This is a genomic window from Solwaraspora sp. WMMD792 (assembly GCF_029626105.1).
In the GTDB taxonomy this organism is placed as follows: Bacteria; Actinomycetota; Actinomycetes; order Mycobacteriales; family Micromonosporaceae; genus Micromonospora_E.
This window is the reverse complement of record NZ_JARUBH010000009.1, coordinates 2,189,498-2,205,458: the sequence shown is the minus strand read 5'-3', so window position 1 is coordinate 2,205,458 and position 15,961 is coordinate 2,189,498. Positions and strand designations below refer to the sequence as shown.

Annotated in this window: 17 protein-coding genes and 1 pseudogene; 8 read left to right on the top strand and 10 right to left on the bottom strand. The window is 72.7% G+C overall.

The window, feature by feature from the left end; translation table 11 throughout:
• The first annotated feature begins 6 nt into the window (after positions 1 to 6).
• From O7629_RS11480 to O7629_RS11470, 3 genes are read left to right on the top strand one after another with little or no spacing between them, the layout of a single operon-like run.
• A complete protein-coding gene (locus O7629_RS11480; protein ID WP_278169096.1) occupies positions 7 to 1,236 on the top strand; it encodes an MFS transporter in 1,230 nt (409 codons plus the stop codon).
• A gap of 3 nt (positions 1,237 to 1,239) precedes the next feature.
• Positions 1,240 to 1,632, top strand: coding sequence for a carboxymuconolactone decarboxylase family protein (locus O7629_RS11475; RefSeq protein ID WP_278169094.1), 393 nt, complete (start codon positions 1,240 to 1,242; stop codon positions 1,630 to 1,632).
• Positions 1,622 to 2,161: a hypothetical protein gene (locus O7629_RS11470; protein WP_278169093.1), complete on the top strand. Its 540-nt coding sequence runs from the start codon at positions 1,622 to 1,624 to the stop codon at positions 2,159 to 2,161. Before O7629_RS11475 ends, O7629_RS11470 begins: the two co-directional genes overlap by 11 nt.
• Here O7629_RS11470 and O7629_RS11465 read toward each other — a convergent pair.
• The 5 genes and pseudogenes from O7629_RS11465 to O7629_RS11445 all read right to left on the bottom strand — a co-directional run bounded on the left by O7629_RS11465 (position 2,101) and on the right by O7629_RS11445 (position 6,256).
• Positions 2,101 to 2,760, bottom strand: a complete 660-nt coding sequence (locus tag O7629_RS11465) for an NAD(P)H-dependent oxidoreductase (protein ID WP_278169092.1) — start codon at positions 2,758 to 2,760, stop codon at positions 2,101 to 2,103. The genes O7629_RS11470 and O7629_RS11465 overlap by 61 nt on opposite strands.
• A gap of 111 nt (positions 2,761 to 2,871) precedes the next feature.
• Positions 2,872 to 3,245, bottom strand: a pseudogene (locus O7629_RS33625) (nucleotidyl transferase AbiEii/AbiGii toxin family protein).
• On the bottom strand, positions 3,242 to 3,601 hold the full coding sequence (locus O7629_RS11455; protein WP_278169089.1) for a hypothetical protein: 360 nt from the start codon (positions 3,599 to 3,601) through the stop codon (positions 3,242 to 3,244). Before O7629_RS11455 ends, O7629_RS33625 begins: the two are co-directional and overlap by 4 nt.
• A gap of 39 nt (positions 3,602 to 3,640) precedes the next feature.
• Positions 3,641 to 5,122, bottom strand: coding sequence for a rifampin monooxygenase (rox, locus tag O7629_RS11450; protein WP_278174502.1), 1,482 nt, complete (start codon positions 5,120 to 5,122; stop codon positions 3,641 to 3,643).
• Between the two features lie 216 nt (positions 5,123 to 5,338).
• Entirely contained in the window at positions 5,339 to 6,256 is a 918-nt protein-coding gene (locus tag O7629_RS11445; RefSeq protein ID WP_278169088.1) for an aminoglycoside phosphotransferase family protein, read from the bottom strand.
• Positions 6,257 to 6,351: 95 nt separating this feature from the next.
• Between O7629_RS11445 and O7629_RS11440 the strand changes: the two genes are divergently transcribed.
• Positions 6,352 to 6,675 carry a helix-turn-helix transcriptional regulator gene (locus O7629_RS11440; protein ID WP_278169086.1) on the top strand — a complete coding sequence of 108 codons (324 nt, stop codon included), beginning with the start codon at positions 6,352 to 6,354 and terminating at the stop codon, positions 6,673 to 6,675.
• A complete protein-coding gene (locus tag O7629_RS11435) occupies positions 6,675 to 7,442 on the top strand; it encodes a hypothetical protein (RefSeq protein ID WP_278169085.1) in 768 nt (255 codons plus the stop codon). The genes O7629_RS11440 and O7629_RS11435 overlap by 1 nt, the downstream gene beginning before the upstream one ends.
• A gap of 12 nt (positions 7,443 to 7,454) precedes the next feature.
• Here the strand turns inward: O7629_RS11435 and O7629_RS11430 are convergent, their stop codons facing one another.
• The gene (locus O7629_RS11430; RefSeq protein ID WP_278169084.1) at positions 7,455 to 7,811 is read right to left on the bottom strand and encodes a metalloregulator ArsR/SmtB family transcription factor; all 357 of its coding nucleotides are present in this window, start codon (positions 7,809 to 7,811) and stop codon (positions 7,455 to 7,457) included.
• Between O7629_RS11430 and O7629_RS11425 the strand changes: the two genes are divergently transcribed.
• Positions 7,810 to 8,889 carry a cation diffusion facilitator family transporter gene (locus tag O7629_RS11425; RefSeq protein ID WP_278169082.1) on the top strand — a complete coding sequence of 360 codons (1,080 nt, stop codon included), beginning with the start codon at positions 7,810 to 7,812 and terminating at the stop codon, positions 8,887 to 8,889. The two genes, O7629_RS11430 and O7629_RS11425, sit on opposite strands and share 2 nt — an antisense overlap.
• Positions 8,890 to 8,895: 6 nt before the next feature.
• Here the strand turns inward: O7629_RS11425 and O7629_RS11420 are convergent, their stop codons facing one another.
• Positions 8,896 to 9,387 carry an FBP domain-containing protein gene (locus tag O7629_RS11420; protein WP_278169081.1) on the bottom strand — a complete coding sequence of 164 codons (492 nt, stop codon included), beginning with the start codon at positions 9,385 to 9,387 and terminating at the stop codon, positions 8,896 to 8,898.
• A 77-nt stretch (positions 9,388 to 9,464) separates the two neighbouring features.
• Between O7629_RS11420 and O7629_RS11415 the strand changes: the two genes are divergently transcribed.
• Positions 9,465 to 10,034 carry a TetR/AcrR family transcriptional regulator gene (locus O7629_RS11415; protein ID WP_278169080.1) on the top strand — a complete coding sequence of 190 codons (570 nt, stop codon included), beginning with the start codon at positions 9,465 to 9,467 and terminating at the stop codon, positions 10,032 to 10,034.
• A 38-nt stretch (positions 10,035 to 10,072) separates the two neighbouring features.
• Here O7629_RS11415 and O7629_RS11410 read toward each other — a convergent pair whose 3' ends face one another.
• Both O7629_RS11410 and O7629_RS11405 read right to left on the bottom strand, forming a co-directional pair.
• Positions 10,073 to 11,050: a threonine/serine dehydratase gene (locus tag O7629_RS11410; RefSeq protein ID WP_278169078.1), complete on the bottom strand. Its 978-nt coding sequence runs from the start codon at positions 11,048 to 11,050 to the stop codon at positions 10,073 to 10,075.
• 86 nt (positions 11,051 to 11,136) lie between these two features.
• Complete coding sequence (locus O7629_RS11405; protein ID WP_278169076.1) at positions 11,137 to 11,922, bottom strand: hypothetical protein; 786 nt, start codon at positions 11,920 to 11,922, stop codon at positions 11,137 to 11,139.
• A gap of 182 nt (positions 11,923 to 12,104) precedes the next feature.
• On the opposite strand from O7629_RS11405, the gene O7629_RS11400 reads away from it, so the two are divergent.
• A complete protein-coding gene (locus O7629_RS11400; RefSeq protein WP_278169075.1) occupies positions 12,105 to 13,151 on the top strand; it encodes a S1 family peptidase in 1,047 nt (348 codons plus the stop codon).
• A 38-nt stretch (positions 13,152 to 13,189) separates the two neighbouring features.
• Here the strand turns inward: O7629_RS11400 and O7629_RS11395 are convergent, their stop codons facing one another.
• On the bottom strand, positions 13,190 to 15,913 hold the full coding sequence (locus tag O7629_RS11395; RefSeq protein WP_278169073.1) for an Hsp70 family protein: 2,724 nt from the start codon (positions 15,911 to 15,913) through the stop codon (positions 13,190 to 13,192).
• Positions 15,914 to 15,961: the final 48 nt, after the last annotated feature.

Below are 15,961 nucleotides of genomic sequence, written 5' to 3'. Positions count from 1 at the left end.
CGGACAGTGACGGTGGCCGCCCCGGGCAGCGCCCCGCCCGTCGCCGCCACCGCGCCGCCGGGTCTGCCCCGCGAGGTCTACGTCCTCAGTGTCGTCGGTGGCTGCGTCATGCTGGGCCTTGGGCTGGTGCTGCCGGTGCTGCCGGTCTACGCGGCGACGTTCGGGGCCGGACCGGCCCAGATCGGCGTGCTCGTCGCCCTGTTCGCGTTGCTGCGGCTGGCCGCCAGCCCGTTCTGCGGCCGGCTCGCCGCCCGGTTCGGGGAACGGCGGGTGCTCGTCGCCGGCCTGCTGCTGTGCGCGGTCTCCTCGGCCCTGACCGCGTTCGCCGGGTCGTACGGGCAACTGCTCGTGTTCCGCGGCCTCGGCGGCGTCGGCTCGGTGCTGTTCTCGGTGTCCGCGCTGGCGACGCTGCTGGCGGTCGCCCCCGCCGAACAGCGGGGCCGGGCCAGCGCCGTGTTCGAGGCGGGCTTCCTGCTCGGCGGCATCTGCGGGCCGGCACTCGGCGGGCTGTTCGCGCTCATCACCCTGTCCGCGCCGTTCATCGCGTACGCCGTACTGCTGCTGGCCGCCACGGTGCTGACCCTGGCAGTGCTGCGGACCGGCCCGCGCCCCGGCACCCAACCGGGCCGTACCGGGGTCCGACTGCCGGTCCTGCTGCGGGACCGGCGCTACCTGGTGGCCTGTACGGCGGCGCTGGCGCAGGGCTGGGTCCTGTTCGGACTGCGCAGCGCGCTGGTCCCCACCGTGGTCGTCGGGTGGGGACACGACGTGACCTGGGTCGGGTGGGCGTTCACCATCTCCGCCGTCGTCCAGGCGCTGCTGATCATGCCGGCCGGTCGGGTCGTCGACCGGGCCGGCCGGCGACCCGCCATGATCGCCGGCACCGGGCTGGCCGCCACAGCGATCACCTCCCTGGTGTTCGTGGACACCTACACCTGGCTCGTCGTCGGACTCTGCGGGTACGCGGCCGGATCGGCGCTGCTCAACGCCGCACCGGCCGCGCTGATCGGGGACGTCGTCGCCGGCCGGGCCGGCAGCGGCGTCGCCGTCTTCTCGATGTGCACCGACATCGGTGCCGTCGTTGGACCGGTCGTCGTCGGGCTCGTCGCCGAGCAGGCGGGCGTCGCGGCCGCCTTCGGCAGCGGCACGGCGCTGCTGGTCGTCGCCTTCGCGGCGGCGTGGACGTTGACCACGGTTCGACCGACGAACACTGTCCCACCGACCCGAAGGAGTTGACCGATGGATCAGCCGGCTGCCCGCCGTGACCGCGGTGAGGCCATGTTCCAGCAGGTCTTCGGCCGCGAACCGCGCCCCGGTTCCTACCCGGAGTTCCTGCAGATCACCGTCGACCATCTGTTCGGTGAGATCTGGACCCGCCCGCACCTGAGCGTCGAGGAACGTGAACTGGTCGCGTTGAGCGCGGTCGCGCTGGCGCGCACCGACTGGGAGCTGCGCGGGCACATCGGTGCCGCCCTGCACCTGGGAATGTCGCGGGAGAAGATCATCGAAGTCATCATCCAGCTGGCCTACTACGGCGGCTGGCCGGTCGCCAACAACGGGCTGCGGGTCGCCCAGGAGGTCTTCGCCGAACTGGACGCCGCCACCGGCCGGGACACCGACGATGACCGGTGAACCCTCTCCCCTCGACGCGGCCGAGAAGGTCGACCTGTGGCGGCAGCGGTTCTTCGAGGCCCAGGCCGCCGCCGAGGAGTTCATCCTGGCCGAGCACGGCGAAGAAGGCCTGGCCGCGTGGATCCAGGCCAACTCGCGCATCACCGCCGACCTGCTGCGGGCGCAACGGCCAGCCGGGGTGTCCGCCACCGACCACTTCATGACCCGGCTGCAACGTCAACTGCTGCTGTACGACTCGGCGGTGACCAGTGAACCCCAGCCGTCCGGCACCGTGCTGCGCAACGCCGACTGCGGGATCCTCCGCTACCGCAGACGGGCCGCCCGCGCCGGCGTCGTGCTGACCTTCTCGTCACCGTGCCCGTACTGCCAGGAACTCAACACGGCGATCGCCGCCCGCTACGTGGAACCGGACGTCACGGTGTCGTGCGACCAGGCCGGCGACGGGTGCACCTGGCGCGCGGAGTCCGCTCACCCGCCGGAAGGCGACGACGCGGCCGGGTCGCCGCAGCGTGGCCGGACCGGCGACTGAACCACCGGCAACGCCGTTCGCGCGTGCGCCGGCGACCGGCTGACGTCGAGTGTCATGCCGAGCTGCCGGCCCACCGCCACACACAGGTCGACCGCCGCGGTACGGGTCAGGTCCTGATGCTCGCCCTGGGTGACGCACGCCGACGCCACGTTCCTGTTCCGTAGCCGCAGGTACCACGGGAACAACGAACCCAGCGCGGGCTCGGTCAGCATCGTGCGCGAATGCACGATCGTCCCCACCAGCAGGTTGCCGAACGGGCGCTGCCCGGCGTTCATGAAACTCTTCAACCGCTCCTGGAAGATCTTCAACACCGCCGGTACGTTGCCCGCGTACACCGGCATGGCGAGCAGCATCGCCTGCGCGCCCTCGGCCAGGTCGACGACCTGCGCGAAGTCGTCGTCGAGTGTGCACCGTCCCACCTCGGGGTCCAGGCAGGTGTCCTCGCCCTCGCACATCGCGATGCGATGGTCGATCAACCGGATCCGCTCGATCCGCGCGTCGCAGACCTCCCGGACGACACCGCTGATCGCCGCCTCGAGCAACGCGTCGGTCAGTGACGGCAGACGCTTCTGTGTGCAGGACAACGCGATGATCTTCACCCGAGGGCCTCCCCTGTCCGCTCAGCGCCACGGTGGACCGGCCACCTGACCATGCGTACGTGGCCGCTCACCGAGACAGCCCCAACCTACCGGGCCGCCTGCCCGCGCGGGTCAGGGCGCAAACCTCGGCCAGGTGGAGAAGCAGTGGCGAATCTCGTTGACCTGTGTCGCGGTCAGCCCATAGATCTCGCGGAAGACGGCGTCGTCCATCCGGTCCAGCCGCTGCATGGCATCGGTGAAGTCCTCCTCGGTCAGACCAGAATCCGCCTGCCGGGCGAGCTCGATCAGCCGATCCCTGGGGTAGCGGGCGAGGGCGGCGGCAGTATCGATCCGGACTGGTCCGTGAACAGGTCGACGTCTTCGGTTGGCCGGTCCACCACGCCGTATGCAATCAGCGCGTGTCCGCCCGCTAACGCGAAGCCGTGTCGCTGGGCCACGCCGAGCGCCAGCCGTGCCACCTCGGCCTGGAACTCCTCTGATGTCACGCGGCGGCGGGCTGGTGGGCGCTGCGCAGCTGCGGGTGCCGTTGCTCCCAGGCCTGTCTGACGCCACGTGGAACCCACAGGTCCAGCCAGAGCCGGACCAGCGTCGGGCCGTGCAGCCAGGTGACCAGCTCGACCGGGGTGGCCGCCTCGACCAGAACGGTTTCGTACATCCACCGCAGCAGTGCGGGGTTGTCGAGATTGACCCGGCGGTCGGGCTGCCAGTGCAGCCGATGCGGCAACTCGACGACGCCACTGACTGGTCCGCGCAGCTGCGCGAGGTCAGTAACGACTGCCGCGCGACGACCCGGCCGAGCCAGGTACGGCACGATGCCACCCTCGGCTTCGCTGCGTCTCACGTCATCCAGGGTAGCGGGCGATTCCGCCGCGAGCCGGCCTTACGGTGTCGACGCGGCGGGCCTGGGCCGGTTGTCAGCGGTGCCGAACCAGCGGGGCAGGTGGTGGAGCAGATCCTGCTGGTCGTCGCCGACCCACGCCACGTGGCCGTCGGGGCGCAGCAGGACGGCGGGTACGTCCAGTTCGTCGCTGGCGTCGACGACGTGGTCGACCCGGTCCGCCCAGCCGGTGACCGACAGCCGGCCGGTCTGGTCGAGCAGTAGCCCTCGGCCGCCGTGTGTCAGCTCGTAGAGGCGGCGGCCGCCGGTCAGCGCTACGTCGCGCAGTCGCCGGCCGAGCAGGTCATGGGCTGAGCCGCCACCGCCGTCCCCGTCCTCGCCGCCGACGTCGTAGCGGATCCCGATGGCGGTGACCTTCTCGATCAGGCGACGGCTGACCTCCTCGATGTCCATCAGCTCCGCGAGCAGCCGGCGTACCGCCTGCGGACCTGGCTCGGTGGACAGCAGCTCCATCTGCGCCCGGGTGTTGTCCAGCACGGCGGCCGCCACCGGATGCCGTTCGGTGTGGTAGCTGTCGAGCAGCCCGCCGGGTGCCCAGCCGGTGACCTCCGCCGCGAGTTTCCAGCCGAGGTTGACAGCGTCCTGGATGCCGAGGTTGAGGCCCTGGCCGCCGAGCGGCGGGTGGATGTGCGCGGCGTCGCCGGCCAGCAGCACCCGGCCGACCCGGTAACGCTGCGCCAGCCGGGTGGCGTCGCCGAACCGGGACAGCCAGCGTGGTGAGTGCACGCCGAAGTCGGTGCCTGCGGTCACCCGCAGTTGCCGGGCGAACTCCTCGATGGTCGGTGCGACGCTACGGTCGGCGGCCACCCCTGCGGCGGGCACCACCACCCGGTACACGCCGTCGCCCAGCGGCGCCGCCCCGAACCGTTTCTCGGTGGCGCGGACCTCGGCGACCACGGCGGCGACGGTCTCCGCCGGTACGGCCACCGTCATCTCGCCCAGCAGGGTGTCGACCCGGGTCGGTTCGCCGGGAAAGGCGACGCCGAGCAGTTTGCGTACCGTGCTGCGCCCGCCGTCGCAGCCGACCAGGTAGCGCGAACGCAGCCGCGTCCCGTCGGCCAGTTCCGCAGTCACCTGACCGTCGTCCTGGCGCAGGCCGACCAGTTCGCAGCCGCGTCGGATCTCGGCACCGAGTTCGGCGGCGCGTTCGGTCAGCAGGCGGTCGGTGACGGGTTGCGGGATGGCGAGCACGTACCCGTGCGCGGTGTCCAGCCGGTCCGGCGCGGGTTTGTCGATGCCGGCGAAACCGCCGAACGGATACCGCTGGCCGTACGCGAGGAACCGGTCCAGCAGGCCGCGCTGGTCCATGATCTCGATGCTGCGGACATGCAGGCCGCCCGCCCGGACGTGGCTGGTCGGCTCCGCGTCCTTCTCCACGACGAGTACGGACACGCCGTGCAGCCGTAACTCGCTGGCCAGCATCACACCGGTCGGCCCGCCGCCGGCAATGATGACGTCGAACATCGTTCCCCCATTTCTGCGATCAGCCACCTGGGCAGCGTCGATCAGCGGACACACGTACGTGAATCCGCGCGTTTTCGCAGCTGATGGCTTCGGTCGCACATTCTGCGCCGCGACCCGGGTCTTGCCGCAAGGCCCCCGATGCGATATACGTTGAATACGGCAAGGAGCGGCTGCTTCCATGTCGTATTTGTTTTGCCTCGCGTGCCGTACGACGGGCTACGGTCGGCCGTCGAGGAACATCCGTAGCCGGGTCAGGGTCTGCTTGTCGTCGCCGGGCACGTGCCCGTTGACCGCGCGGCACACCCAGCCCAGGCGCATAGCCACCCGGGTGGCGGCCACCAGGTCGCCGGTGAACCGTTCGGCGTACGGCGCCAGGTAGGCGTCCCGGAACGGCGCGGTGTCGACCGAGTCCCGCACGTCGGCGAGCCCCCACGCCAGCCCACCTTCGAGGGTGACCGACAGGGTGAGGAACGGGTGCGACACGCAGGCGTCGCCCCAGTCCATGATGAGGTGGCGGCCGTCGCGGACGAAGACCTGCGCGTCGTGCAGGTCGTCGTGCTGCAGCAGTTCCGGCAGCCCGTACTGCGCGAGCTCGGCGCACAGGTCGGCCACCATCGGCGCCGCGTCGCGGAAGCGTCGCTCCGCGCCGACGGCGCCGATGATCCGTTCGTACGCCTGCGGCAGGGTGGCCAGCCGCCGGTCGGGCACGCCGAGGGCGAGCAGGTCGTCGACGTCGTCGGCCAGGTCGAGCTGCACCGCAGCGTACAGCGGCAGCACGTCGTACCACCGGTCCAGACTCTGCTCGCGCTGCGTCACCACCCGCAGCGTTTCCCCGGCGTCGGCCATCAGCATCCACCCGGTGTCGAGGTCGGCGGCCAGCAGCGGCGGCACCGCGTCGGGGCGGCGGGCGGCGATCCGCGTCACGACGGCGGCTTCCTGGCGCAGCGACTCGGTGTTGGCCTTGAACCAGACGTCTCCGGCGTCGGTCGGTACGCGCAGCACCGTCGACCACGGATAGATGTGCGGCTGCACGGCCGGACCGGTCCGGGTCATGCCGAGCTCGCCGAGCCGGTCGTCGACCCAGTCCCGAACCCGGGCCAACCACTGCGGATCGCGCCAGCGTCTGTCGTCCACAGCCCGCGATGCTAGCGAGCCGTCCACGCCAGGCGACACTGTGTTTCCCGGCCGACGCCGGTTGACATGCTATATAGAGTACGAGTATGCCCAGGATGACGTTACAGGTTCGGCTGGTGCTGCAGGCGCTGGCCGAGGTGCCCGACCAACAGCGGTACGGGTTGGAGATCGTCGAATCGACCGGCCTGCTGCCCGGAACGGTCTATCCGATCCTGGCCCGGCTCGAACAGGCCGGCTGGCTGCACAGCCAGTGGGAGGCCGTCGACGAACACGCGGCCGGGCGGCCCCGTCGGCGTTACTACCGGTTGACGGCCGACGGCGTGGCCGCGGTACAGGTCGCACGGGCCACGGCGGCACAGCGCCGCCGTGGCCCGACACGCATGGCGCTCGGTTGGCCCGCCGCTGGGGAGGGGTACTGATGCGACTGTTGCGGGCGCTGCTCGCGCTGACCGCGTTCGTCCTGCCGCCAACCCACCGGTCCCGCTGGCGGGAGGAGTCGCTGGCCGTGCTGATCGAGGTCCACGGACCGCGCCGCTGGCGGTACGCCGCTGACACGATCGTCAAGGTTCCCCTGCTCGCTGTGCAGTTCCGCACGTCGGTGCCGGCACCGACACGTTGGCTGTCGGCCCTCGGCGGCTGCGCGCTGATCGCGACGTCGGCGGTCGCCGTGACGGCACTGGCCCTGCCGTCAAGCAGCGAGGACGCCGCCGAGTTCCTGCTCCTGACCGCACCGTCCGGGCTGTTGATCGTGGTCGCCGTTCGTTCGTTCCGCACGGCGCGGGCGTACGGTGGCGGCGTTCTGCCGTACCTGCTGGCTGTGCTCGTCACAGTGTTCGCCGGCACCGGGCCGGTCGCCGCCGGCTGGCTGTCGGTGGTCACCGGGATCGCCGCGGTGGCGGTGGTCGGCGCTGTCGTGCCGGGCCTGTGGCTCGTGGCGGTCAACAGCGCTGCGCTGATCCGTCGCGGTGGTCCGGTAATCCTGGCCGCGACAGGGATCGTGGCCGGGGTCGGGCTGGTCGGGGTACTGCTCGGGCTGCAACTGCTGACGCACGCGCCGACAGCCAGCGGATTCGCGTCCACGATCAGCTTCGTGTCACTGGCGCTGCTCGTCCTGGCGTGGCCGGTGTGGTCGTTCTGGACCGGGCTGCGCCTGATCCGGGGCCGAACGCAGCAGGGAATCATCTGACGGGCCGGCGGCTCAGTCGTGGTCGGGTGCGCCGGTGAGGTGGTGGTCGGCGGCGGACAGGGCCTCGGTGACCAGGCGGCGGACGTGGCCGCCGCGTGCCCGGTAGAGCACCCGGCGGCCGTCACGGCGGCTGGCGACCAGGCCGGCGAGCAGCAGTTTCGCCAGGTGCTGCGACACGGCGGGGCGGGCGGCGCCGACCGCCGCCGCGAGGGTGCCGACGTCGTGTTCGCCGTCGCGCAGCTGCCACAGCAGGCGTAGCCGGGTCGGGTCGGCCAGCATCTTCAACGCGGTCACCGCCGTCTCGACCTGTGCGCCGGTCGGTTGCTGCTGCCCATCCATGGCACCTGCAGCGTTGTCGCGTGCGTACATGAGCACGTATTCTGCCATCGCCATGGACCACGACCACCACCGTCACGACCACCACCCGCACGGTCACCGGCATCCGGTGCGGCGGGCCTGGTGGCGACGGGCACTGCACCGGCTCACCCCGCACACCCACGACACCGCCGCCAAGGTCGACGACTCCCTCGAAGCGTCCCGCGACGGACTCCGCGCCCTGTGGATCTCCCTGGCGGTCCTCGCCGCCACCGCCGCCGCCCAGGCGGTCATCGTCGCCGCCTCCGGCTCGGTGGCGTTGCTCGGCGACACCCTGCACAACGTCACCGACGCGCTGACCGCCGTACCGCTGGCCATCGCGTTCCTGATCGGCCGGCGCGCCGCCACCCGCGCCTACACGTACGGGTTCGGCCGCGCCGAGGATCTCGCCGGCATCGTCATCGTGGTGGTCATCGCCGGCTCGGCGATCGCCGCGGGCTGGACCGCCGTCGACCGGCTGATCCACCCGGCGCCGATGACCCATGTGCCGTGGGTGGCCGCCGCCGGCGTCGTCGGGTTCGCCGGCAACGAGATCGTCGCCCGCTACCGGATCCGGGTCGGCCGGCGCATCGGCTCGGCCGCGCTGGTCGCCGACGGGCTGCACGCCCGTACCGACGGGTTCACCTCGCTGGCCGTCGTCGTCGCCGCCGGGGGCGCGGCGGCCGGCTGGCAGTGGGCCGACCCGCTGGTCGGCCTCGCCATCACCGTCGCGATCGGGTACGTGCTGCGCGACGCCGCCCGCGAGGTGTACCGGCGGCTGATGGACGCCGTTGACCCGGCCCTGGTCGACACCGCCGAAACGAACCTGCGCGCGGTGCCCGGCGTCCGCGACGTGACAGCGGTACGGCTGCGCTGGATCGGCCACCGGCTGCACGCCGAAGCCGACCTCGTCGTCGACGCCGACCTGAGCCTGCTCGCCGCGCACGAGGTGGCCGCCGACGCCGAACACCAGCTCACCCACGCCGTGCCCCGGCTGGTGTCGGCGACCGTGCACACCGACCCGGCCGGGCACGCCGGTGCGCACCACCACGTCACGTTGTCGCACCGCCGCCGGGCCGCGACGCTGCGGTAGAAGCTGTCAGCCGGTCACCTTGGCGACGAACGCGGCGATGGCGGCCCGGGTCCGGGCGGTCTTCTCCTGCAGGGTCAGTGACTCCTGCAGCCTGGCCCCCGGCCCCGGGTCCTTCTTGCCGCGCACGTACAGCGAGCAGGCGAGTTCGCTGCACAGGTAGGTGCCGACCGAGTTGCCCTGCTGGCCGGCCCGGCCCGCCTTCGGGGCGACCATCAACGACACCCCGGCCTGCGGCGCGGTCAGGCAGATCGAGCACATGTTGCGCCGCAGATGGCGGGCGGCCGCGTCGGGGCACCGCAACGCGACCGCCGCGGGCCGGCCCGCCAGCTCGGTGACCAGGTAGGCGCGGGCCGGCGACTGCGGATCACGCCAGCCGAGGAAGTCCAGGTCGTCCCACGGCCGGCCGGCGAGGTCACGCGGCACGTACAGGCGTTTCGTCTCCCCCTTGGTGCAGTTGACGAACGCGGCGCGGATCTCCTGCTCGGTCAGTGGTGTCATACCGGGCAGGCTAGTTTGCCTAAAGGTGTTAGGCAAACGCATAATCGATGTCGGTTCGACGAAGGAGGCGGGTACGGGTGGCACGGGCCGGACTGAACGCGCAGCGGCTGACCACGGCCGGCGCGGAGCTGGCCGACGAGGTCGGCTTCGACCAGGTGACCGTCTCCGCGCTGGCCCGCCACGTCGGCGTCGCGGTGGCCAGCCTGTACGCGCACGTCCGCGGCTCCGACGACCTGAGGACCCGGATCGCCCTGCTCGCGCTGGCCGAGCTCGCCGACCGGGCCGCCGACGCCGTCGCCGGCCGGTCCGGCAGGGACGCGCTGGCCGGGCTCGCCGACGCCTACCGCGACTACGCCCGTGAGCACCCCGGCCGCTACGCCGCCGCCCGGCTGCGGCTCGACCCGGCAACGGCCGCCGCCAGCGCCGGCGGCCGGCACACCCGGCTGCTACGCGCGGTGCTGCACGGCTACCGGCTGCCCGAACAGGAACAGACCCACGCGGTACGGCTGATCGGCGCCACCATTCACGGCTACCTCGACCTGGCGGCCGCCGGTGGGTTCAGCCACAGCGACCCCGACCCGCAGGACAGCTGGCCCCGGATCCTGGACGCCCTCGACGCCTCGCTGCGCCACTGGCCAGCCGACTGACCACGCCGGCCCGGCCGATGCCAGTTGCTCAGCCGCAGTCAAACCAGTTCGAACCGGCGGGCCCAACCGGTCAGGTCGGCGACGGTGACGTTACCGCCGCAGACCACCAGGCCGAGCCGGACGTCCGGGCCGACCCGCTCGATCACCCGGCGGGCGGCGGGCAGCAGACATCCGGCTGCCGGCTCCGCCCACACCTTGGCGTGCTCGGCCAGGTCCAGGCTGCCGCGCACCGCCTCCGCGTCCGACACCACCAGCACGTCGGTGACCAGTTCGGTGACGTGGTCGTAGGTCAGCTGCGACACCGTCGGCGCGCTCAACGTCGACACGATCGACGACAGTTTCACCGGCACCGGACCGCCGTGTCCGCAGGCCTGCGCCATCGCCGACGCGCCGTCGGTCTCCACCCCCCAGACCCGGACGCCGGGCCGGTGGGCGCGCAGCGCGGCGGCCACGCCGGAGATCAACGCGCCGCCACCGACGCTGACCAGCACGTCCGTCGGCGCCGTCCGCTCGTCGACGAACGCGTCGGCGGCCAACTCCAGACCGACGGTGCCCTGCCCGGCGACCACCACCGGGTCGTCGAACGGATGCACCATCGCCAGCCCGTCGGCCTGCAACCGCGCCGTCAGGTCGAACGCCTCCGCCATCGTGTCGACCACCCGCACCGTCGCCCCGGCCGCGGAAGCGACCTCCACCGCCCGCTCCGGCGCGGAACGCGGCATCACCACCGTCGCCTTCACGTCCAGGGCCTGCGCCATCACCGCCACCGCGATGCCGTGGTTGCCGCCGCTGACCGCCACCACGCCGGCCGCCCGCTGCCCGTCGTCGAGGGTCAGCAGCTTCGCCGCCGCACCCCGCGCCTTGAACGACCCGGTCCGCTGCAGCAGCTCCAGCTTCGCCGTCACCGGTACGCCGAGCAGCCCGGACAGGCCAGGGCTGGGCACCGTCGGCGTCCGCACCACATGGTCGGCGATCCGTCGCGCCGCCGCCTCGATCTGCGCAACGTCGATGATCATTCGGTCCTCCCGCCAGCGTCCAGCGACAACGCCCCCAGTATGCCCGGCAGCACCTGCCCGACCATGCCGGTCTGGAATCGATGCGATCAGCCCGCCGGTGCCGCCCCGGCATCCGGGTCACGCAGCTCCCAGCAGGTGTAGCTGAAGCTCAGGGTGCGAGCCAGGACGTCCGGCGGATGCTCGACGGTGATCATCGCGGCGGTCGTCCGGCCGTCGGTGAAGCAGATGTCGGTGCCGACCGGCAGCCCGTACAAGCCGTTGATCATGCCGTCCCATGCCTGCGCTGCGGCGTCCAGGCAACGGCGTACGGTGTGCTCGCCGGTCACGTCGAGCACCGCCAGCTCCCCGCCGTCGAGCGCGGTCACCCGGTCCGACCGCTGGGACAGGAACAGATCCCCACCCGGCAGGTGCTCCCCGCCGACCTGCCCGCTGTTCAGGTCGATGCTCTGATGGTCGCCGAGCACGACGCCGCTGCCGTTGCCGACCTCGACCCACCCCGGTGCGCCGTTCACCGTCGAGTTCGTGTCGCGTAACGCCGACGCGGTCACCCCTACCGCTGCGGCGACCAGCAGCGCCGACAGGATCACCGGCAGCCGGACGGACCTACGGGCAGCCGGCTCGGCCACCGGTGCCGGTGCGTCGGTCGGCGCTGCTGCGTCGACGGCCGCACCGGCCGGCCACCGCGTCGACGACCACAGCCCCCAGACCTGCACCGTCAGCGCCGCCACACCGAGGAACATGGCCAGCACGCCGGCCCACTGGTCGGCCCGGTCGAGGCCCTGCGCGGCCAGGAACGCCACGAGACCGACCAGAACAGCAGCCAGAACACCGCCCACGGCGATCGGCACAGAGCCGGGACGGCGGGGCACCATGTCGCCATTGTGGCAGGTCCACTCGCCACGGCCCGGGGAGGCGGCACCGGTCAGCGTCGGTCACGTGACCGGAAGTCGCCCACAAATGGGCAATGGCACGGTGTGCAGCGCCGCCGCCAGCGGCGATGATGATCGCCGTCCTGACCGGACATCTCACGTTCACCAGATCGCAGGAGGACTGTGTGAGGGATATATCCACGCCGATCAGACAGATCGGCTCCGCGCTGGCCGCCACCGCCGTACTGGTCGGTGGTCTGCTGGCGGGTCCGGCGGTGGCCGCTGCCGGGCCCGCTCCCGAACTCGGCGGTGAGGCGGCGCTGGCCCTGGCCGACCGGCTGGGTGACCGGTCCGCCGGGGCGTACCGGGACCAGGTCACCGGTGACCTGGTGGTGACGGTGACCGATGAGACGGCCGCCCGGGTGGTGCGGACCGCGGGTGGGGTGGCCCGGACCGTCGAACGTGGTGCAGGCGACCTGGCCCGGGTCACCGGTGCCCTGTCGCGGTCGGCGGCTGTGCCGGGGACCAGTTGGTACGCCGACCCGGTCAGTAACCAGGTGGTCGTCTCGGTCGACGCGACCGTCACCGGCACCCGGCTGGCTTTGGTCGAGGCGGTCGCGGCCCGCTTCGGCGACGCGGTCCGCGTCGAACGCGTCGCCGGAACGGTCGAGACCACCGCCGCCGGCGGCGACCCGATCTACTCCAACGGCCGCTGCTCACTCGGGTTCAACGTGTACGACAGCGCCGGCCGGCCGGGTTTCCTCACCGCCGGGCACTGCACCGAGTCGCGGACGCAGTGGATGGTCGACGGGGTCGCCGACGCCGGCACCACGGTCGCCAGCAACTTCCCCGGTGACGACTTCGGCCTGGTCCGCTGGGTCGACACCACCGTCAACCGGCCCGGGGCGGTCAACCTGTACGACGGGACGCTGCGGGACATCACCGGCGCCGGCAACCCGTACGTCGGGCAGACGGTCAGCAAGAGCGGCAGCACCACCGGGGTCACCACCGGCCCGGTCGTCGCGGTCAACGTCACCGTCAACTACTCGGCGGGTCCGGTGACCGGGCTGTTCCAGACCAGCCTGTGCGCGGACAAGGGCGACAGCGGGGGCGCGGTGTTCGCCGGCAGCACCGCGCTGGGTCTGCACTCCGGCAGCAACCGGGCCGAGTGCCGGGCCTACCACCAGCCGGTGGCCGAGGCGCTGTCGGTGTACGGGGTCAACGTCTACTGATGACCGTGGCCTGAGTGGGCGGCCCGACGGCCGCCCACTCAGCCGGGCCCGGTCACGGACAGCACCCGCACCTGATGGTCGGCGGTGACCACCGCGACGGTGTCGCCGCCGACCACCGCGTGCGTCACCCGGCTGGTAGCCAGGTCGACGCCGACGTCGACCGGCGCGGTCCGTCGCCCGGTCGCCGCGTCCCACACCGCGACCTGCGGCACCGCCGTGCTCGACGCAGTGTCGACCCGGTGGCCCAGCACCACCACCCGGCCGTCGGCCACCGCCGCCGCTGACCCGATGTCGTCGGCGGCGGTGATCTCCGCACCGGATTCGTCGAGCAGGCAGAAGTCGTCGACCGTGTCGAACGTCTGGTCGCCGAAGACGAGCCCACCCGGCACCGCGTACCAGTTGTCCTCGAAGCCGGAGTCGGTGGTGCGGTTCCATTTCTCATCGCCGGTGCCGATGTCGACCGCGATCGTGCGGTACGTGCCGCCGTCGACCGCCGCGCACACCAGTCGCGCCCCGCACGGCTTGACCAGTTCGATCGTGTCGCCGGCCGGTAGCGGCACCTCCCACGCGCGGGTGAACCCGTCGAGGTCGTACGCGGCCAGCGCAGCCCGGCCCGGCGACGCCTCGTCGGAGAGTTTGCCGATCGCGAGCCCTTCGTAGACGGTCCAGGCGTCGTGGTCCAGCGGTAGGTCACCGCTGGCGATCGGGTCGCCGTCGCCGGTGTCCAGCACGAACCCCCGGCCGCTGCCCTCACTCAGCTCGACGACGCGACCCGGCTCGGCGTACCGGTTGTCCCGCAACCCGTACCCGGCGGTCGGCAGCACCCCGGCGTCCTCGGCACCTTCCGTGCCGGTCCACCGGGTCGCCGCCCGGATCCGGGACGCGTCGAGGACCAGCAGGTCATCGTCGGGGGCCTCGCGTCGCCACCGCTGCTCGCCGGTGGTCAGGTCGATCCGGGCGACCGCGTTGTCGAAGATGCCGTCCTTGATCTCGACGATCACGTCGGTGCCCAGCCGGACCACGTCGGTACGGTCCTGCCAGCTGCGTTTCCACCGCACCGTGCCGTCGGCGGCGTCGAGCACGACCCGCATGTCGTTGCCGCCGTCGGTCGCCGAGTCTGCGGCGTCGACGACGAGCAGCCCACCGGCGGCGGTGAGCCGCACCTCGGTCGGTTCGACATCCACGGTGGTGGTCCAGGCCGGGTCGCCGCCGCCGGTCGGTACCGCGGTGACGGTGGTGCCGCCGACGGCGACCGCCGCGTACACGGCGAGGTCACCGGCGACGGTGACCGTCGACCCGCCGGTGCCGGCGGGCAGGGTCACCTGGTGGACCTCGGTCAGGTCGCCTGCGGTGTCACCGGTCCCGCCACCGCCGTCGTCGCGACCGAGCAGGCCGCCGAACAGGTTGGTGTCACCGGGCCCGCCGCCGTCGCCGGTGAACTGGTCGAGCAGCCAGCCGTTGGTCAGGCCGATCCCGACGGCAAGCGTCACCGCCACGGCGGCGGCGACCGCCGTGACCGCCCGACCGCGACGCCGCCGACGTGCTGGCGGCGACGGCAGGCTGCCGCCAGCCGCCCGTGTGAAAGGGCCGGGCACCGGCGGGCCCGGCTGCACGAGGTGCGGCGGGGTCAGGCCCGGCCCGGCCGGGGCGGCGGTCGACGGCGCCGCCCCATCCGCTGACGGCGTGTGGTGCAGCGCGCCGAACGCCACCGGCAGCTCCGGCTGCTCCGGCACCGACGGGGCGACCCCGAGCCGGGCGTGCAACCGGCTGGCGACCAGCGGCATCCGGCTCGCCCCGCCGACCAGCAGCAGCCCGGCCAGCCGCGCCGGGTCGACCCCGGCCAGCTGCAGCACCCGGCGGGTCTCGTCGACCGCCCGGTCGACCAGCGGCCCGGCGATCCGGTCCAGCTCCTCCCGGGTCAGATGCATCGGGTCGTCGCGCCCGGGCACCGTCACCGGTGCCGCCGAGGCCCGCGACAGCATCTCCTTGGCGGCCCGTACCTCGGACCAGAAAGCGAGCCGGTCACGGCGGTCGGCGGCGGTCACCGGCCGGCTGAGCCGCTGCCACAGCTGCGGGTCGCGGACCGCGACCAGGTGACCGAGGTGGGCGACCAGCGCCTCGTCGACGTCGAGCCCGCCGAGGTCGTCGAGCCCTCCGGTGGCCAGCACCCGCAGCCCACCGGCGCCACCAACCGCAGATTCGTTGCGGACCACCGCCACGTCCAGGGTGCCGCCACCGAAGTCGAACACGGCCAGCGTGCCGCCCGGCGGTACCTGGCGGCCCAGCACCCGGACACAGTAGGTGGCGGCCGCGATCGGCTCGTCGAGCAGCCGCACCGGGCCCAGCCCGGCCGCCGTGGCGGCCGCGCGCAGCAGATCCCGACGCGGGGTGCCCCAGTCGGCGGGGCAGGTCAGCACGGTGCCGCCGGCCGGATGCACGCCGGCGGTCGCGGCCTCGGCGGCGACCCGGCGCAGGGTCACCGCCAGCAGCTGGGCGACGGGCAGCTCGCGGTCACCCAGCAGCACCGAGCCGTCGTCGACGCGCCGTTTCGGGTGCGGCTCGAACCGGTGCGGCTCCCCGGCGGCCAACCGCTGCGCATCACGTCCGCTGTGGACGCCACCGGCGGCGTCGACACAGACCCCGGAGGCCAGCAGCGGAGTGCCGTCGAACAGCAGCGGCCGAGGTGGCTCGTCGCCGCGGCGGACCACCGCGACGGTGTGCGTGGTGCCCAGGTCGACGGCGAGCCGTACCGGTCCGTTCACAATCTGTCTGTCCTCTCCCGGGTTCGTGCCGGCGCGCGCTCCCGCCGT

Coding starts and splice junctions, on each gene's coding strand:
- O7629_RS11440 (WP_278169086.1), top strand. CDS start 6,352: ATGACGTTACAGGTTCGGCTGGTGCTGCAGGCGCTGGCCGAGGTGCCC.
- O7629_RS11435 (WP_278169085.1), top strand. CDS start 6,675: ATGCGACTGTTGCGGGCGCTGCTCGCGCTGACCGCGTTCGTCCTGCCG.
- O7629_RS11430 (WP_278169084.1), bottom strand. CDS start 7,811: ATGTACGCACGCGACAACGCTGCAGGTGCCATGGATGGGCAGCAGCAA.
- O7629_RS11425 (WP_278169082.1), top strand. CDS start 7,810: ATGAGCACGTATTCTGCCATCGCCATGGACCACGACCACCACCGTCAC.
- O7629_RS11470 (WP_278169093.1), top strand. CDS start 1,622: ATGACCGGTGAACCCTCTCCCCTCGACGCGGCCGAGAAGGTCGACCTG.
- O7629_RS11475 (WP_278169094.1), top strand. CDS start 1,240: ATGGATCAGCCGGCTGCCCGCCGTGACCGCGGTGAGGCCATGTTCCAG.
- rox (WP_278174502.1), bottom strand. CDS start 5,122: ATGTTCGACGTCATCATTGCCGGCGGCGGGCCGACCGGTGTGATGCTG.
- O7629_RS11405 (WP_278169076.1), bottom strand. CDS start 11,922: ATGGTGCCCCGCCGTCCCGGCTCTGTGCCGATCGCCGTGGGCGGTGTT.
- O7629_RS11420 (WP_278169081.1), bottom strand. CDS start 9,387: ATGACACCACTGACCGAGCAGGAGATCCGCGCCGCGTTCGTCAACTGC.
- O7629_RS11410 (WP_278169078.1), bottom strand. CDS start 11,050: ATGATCATCGACGTTGCGCAGATCGAGGCGGCGGCGCGACGGATCGCC.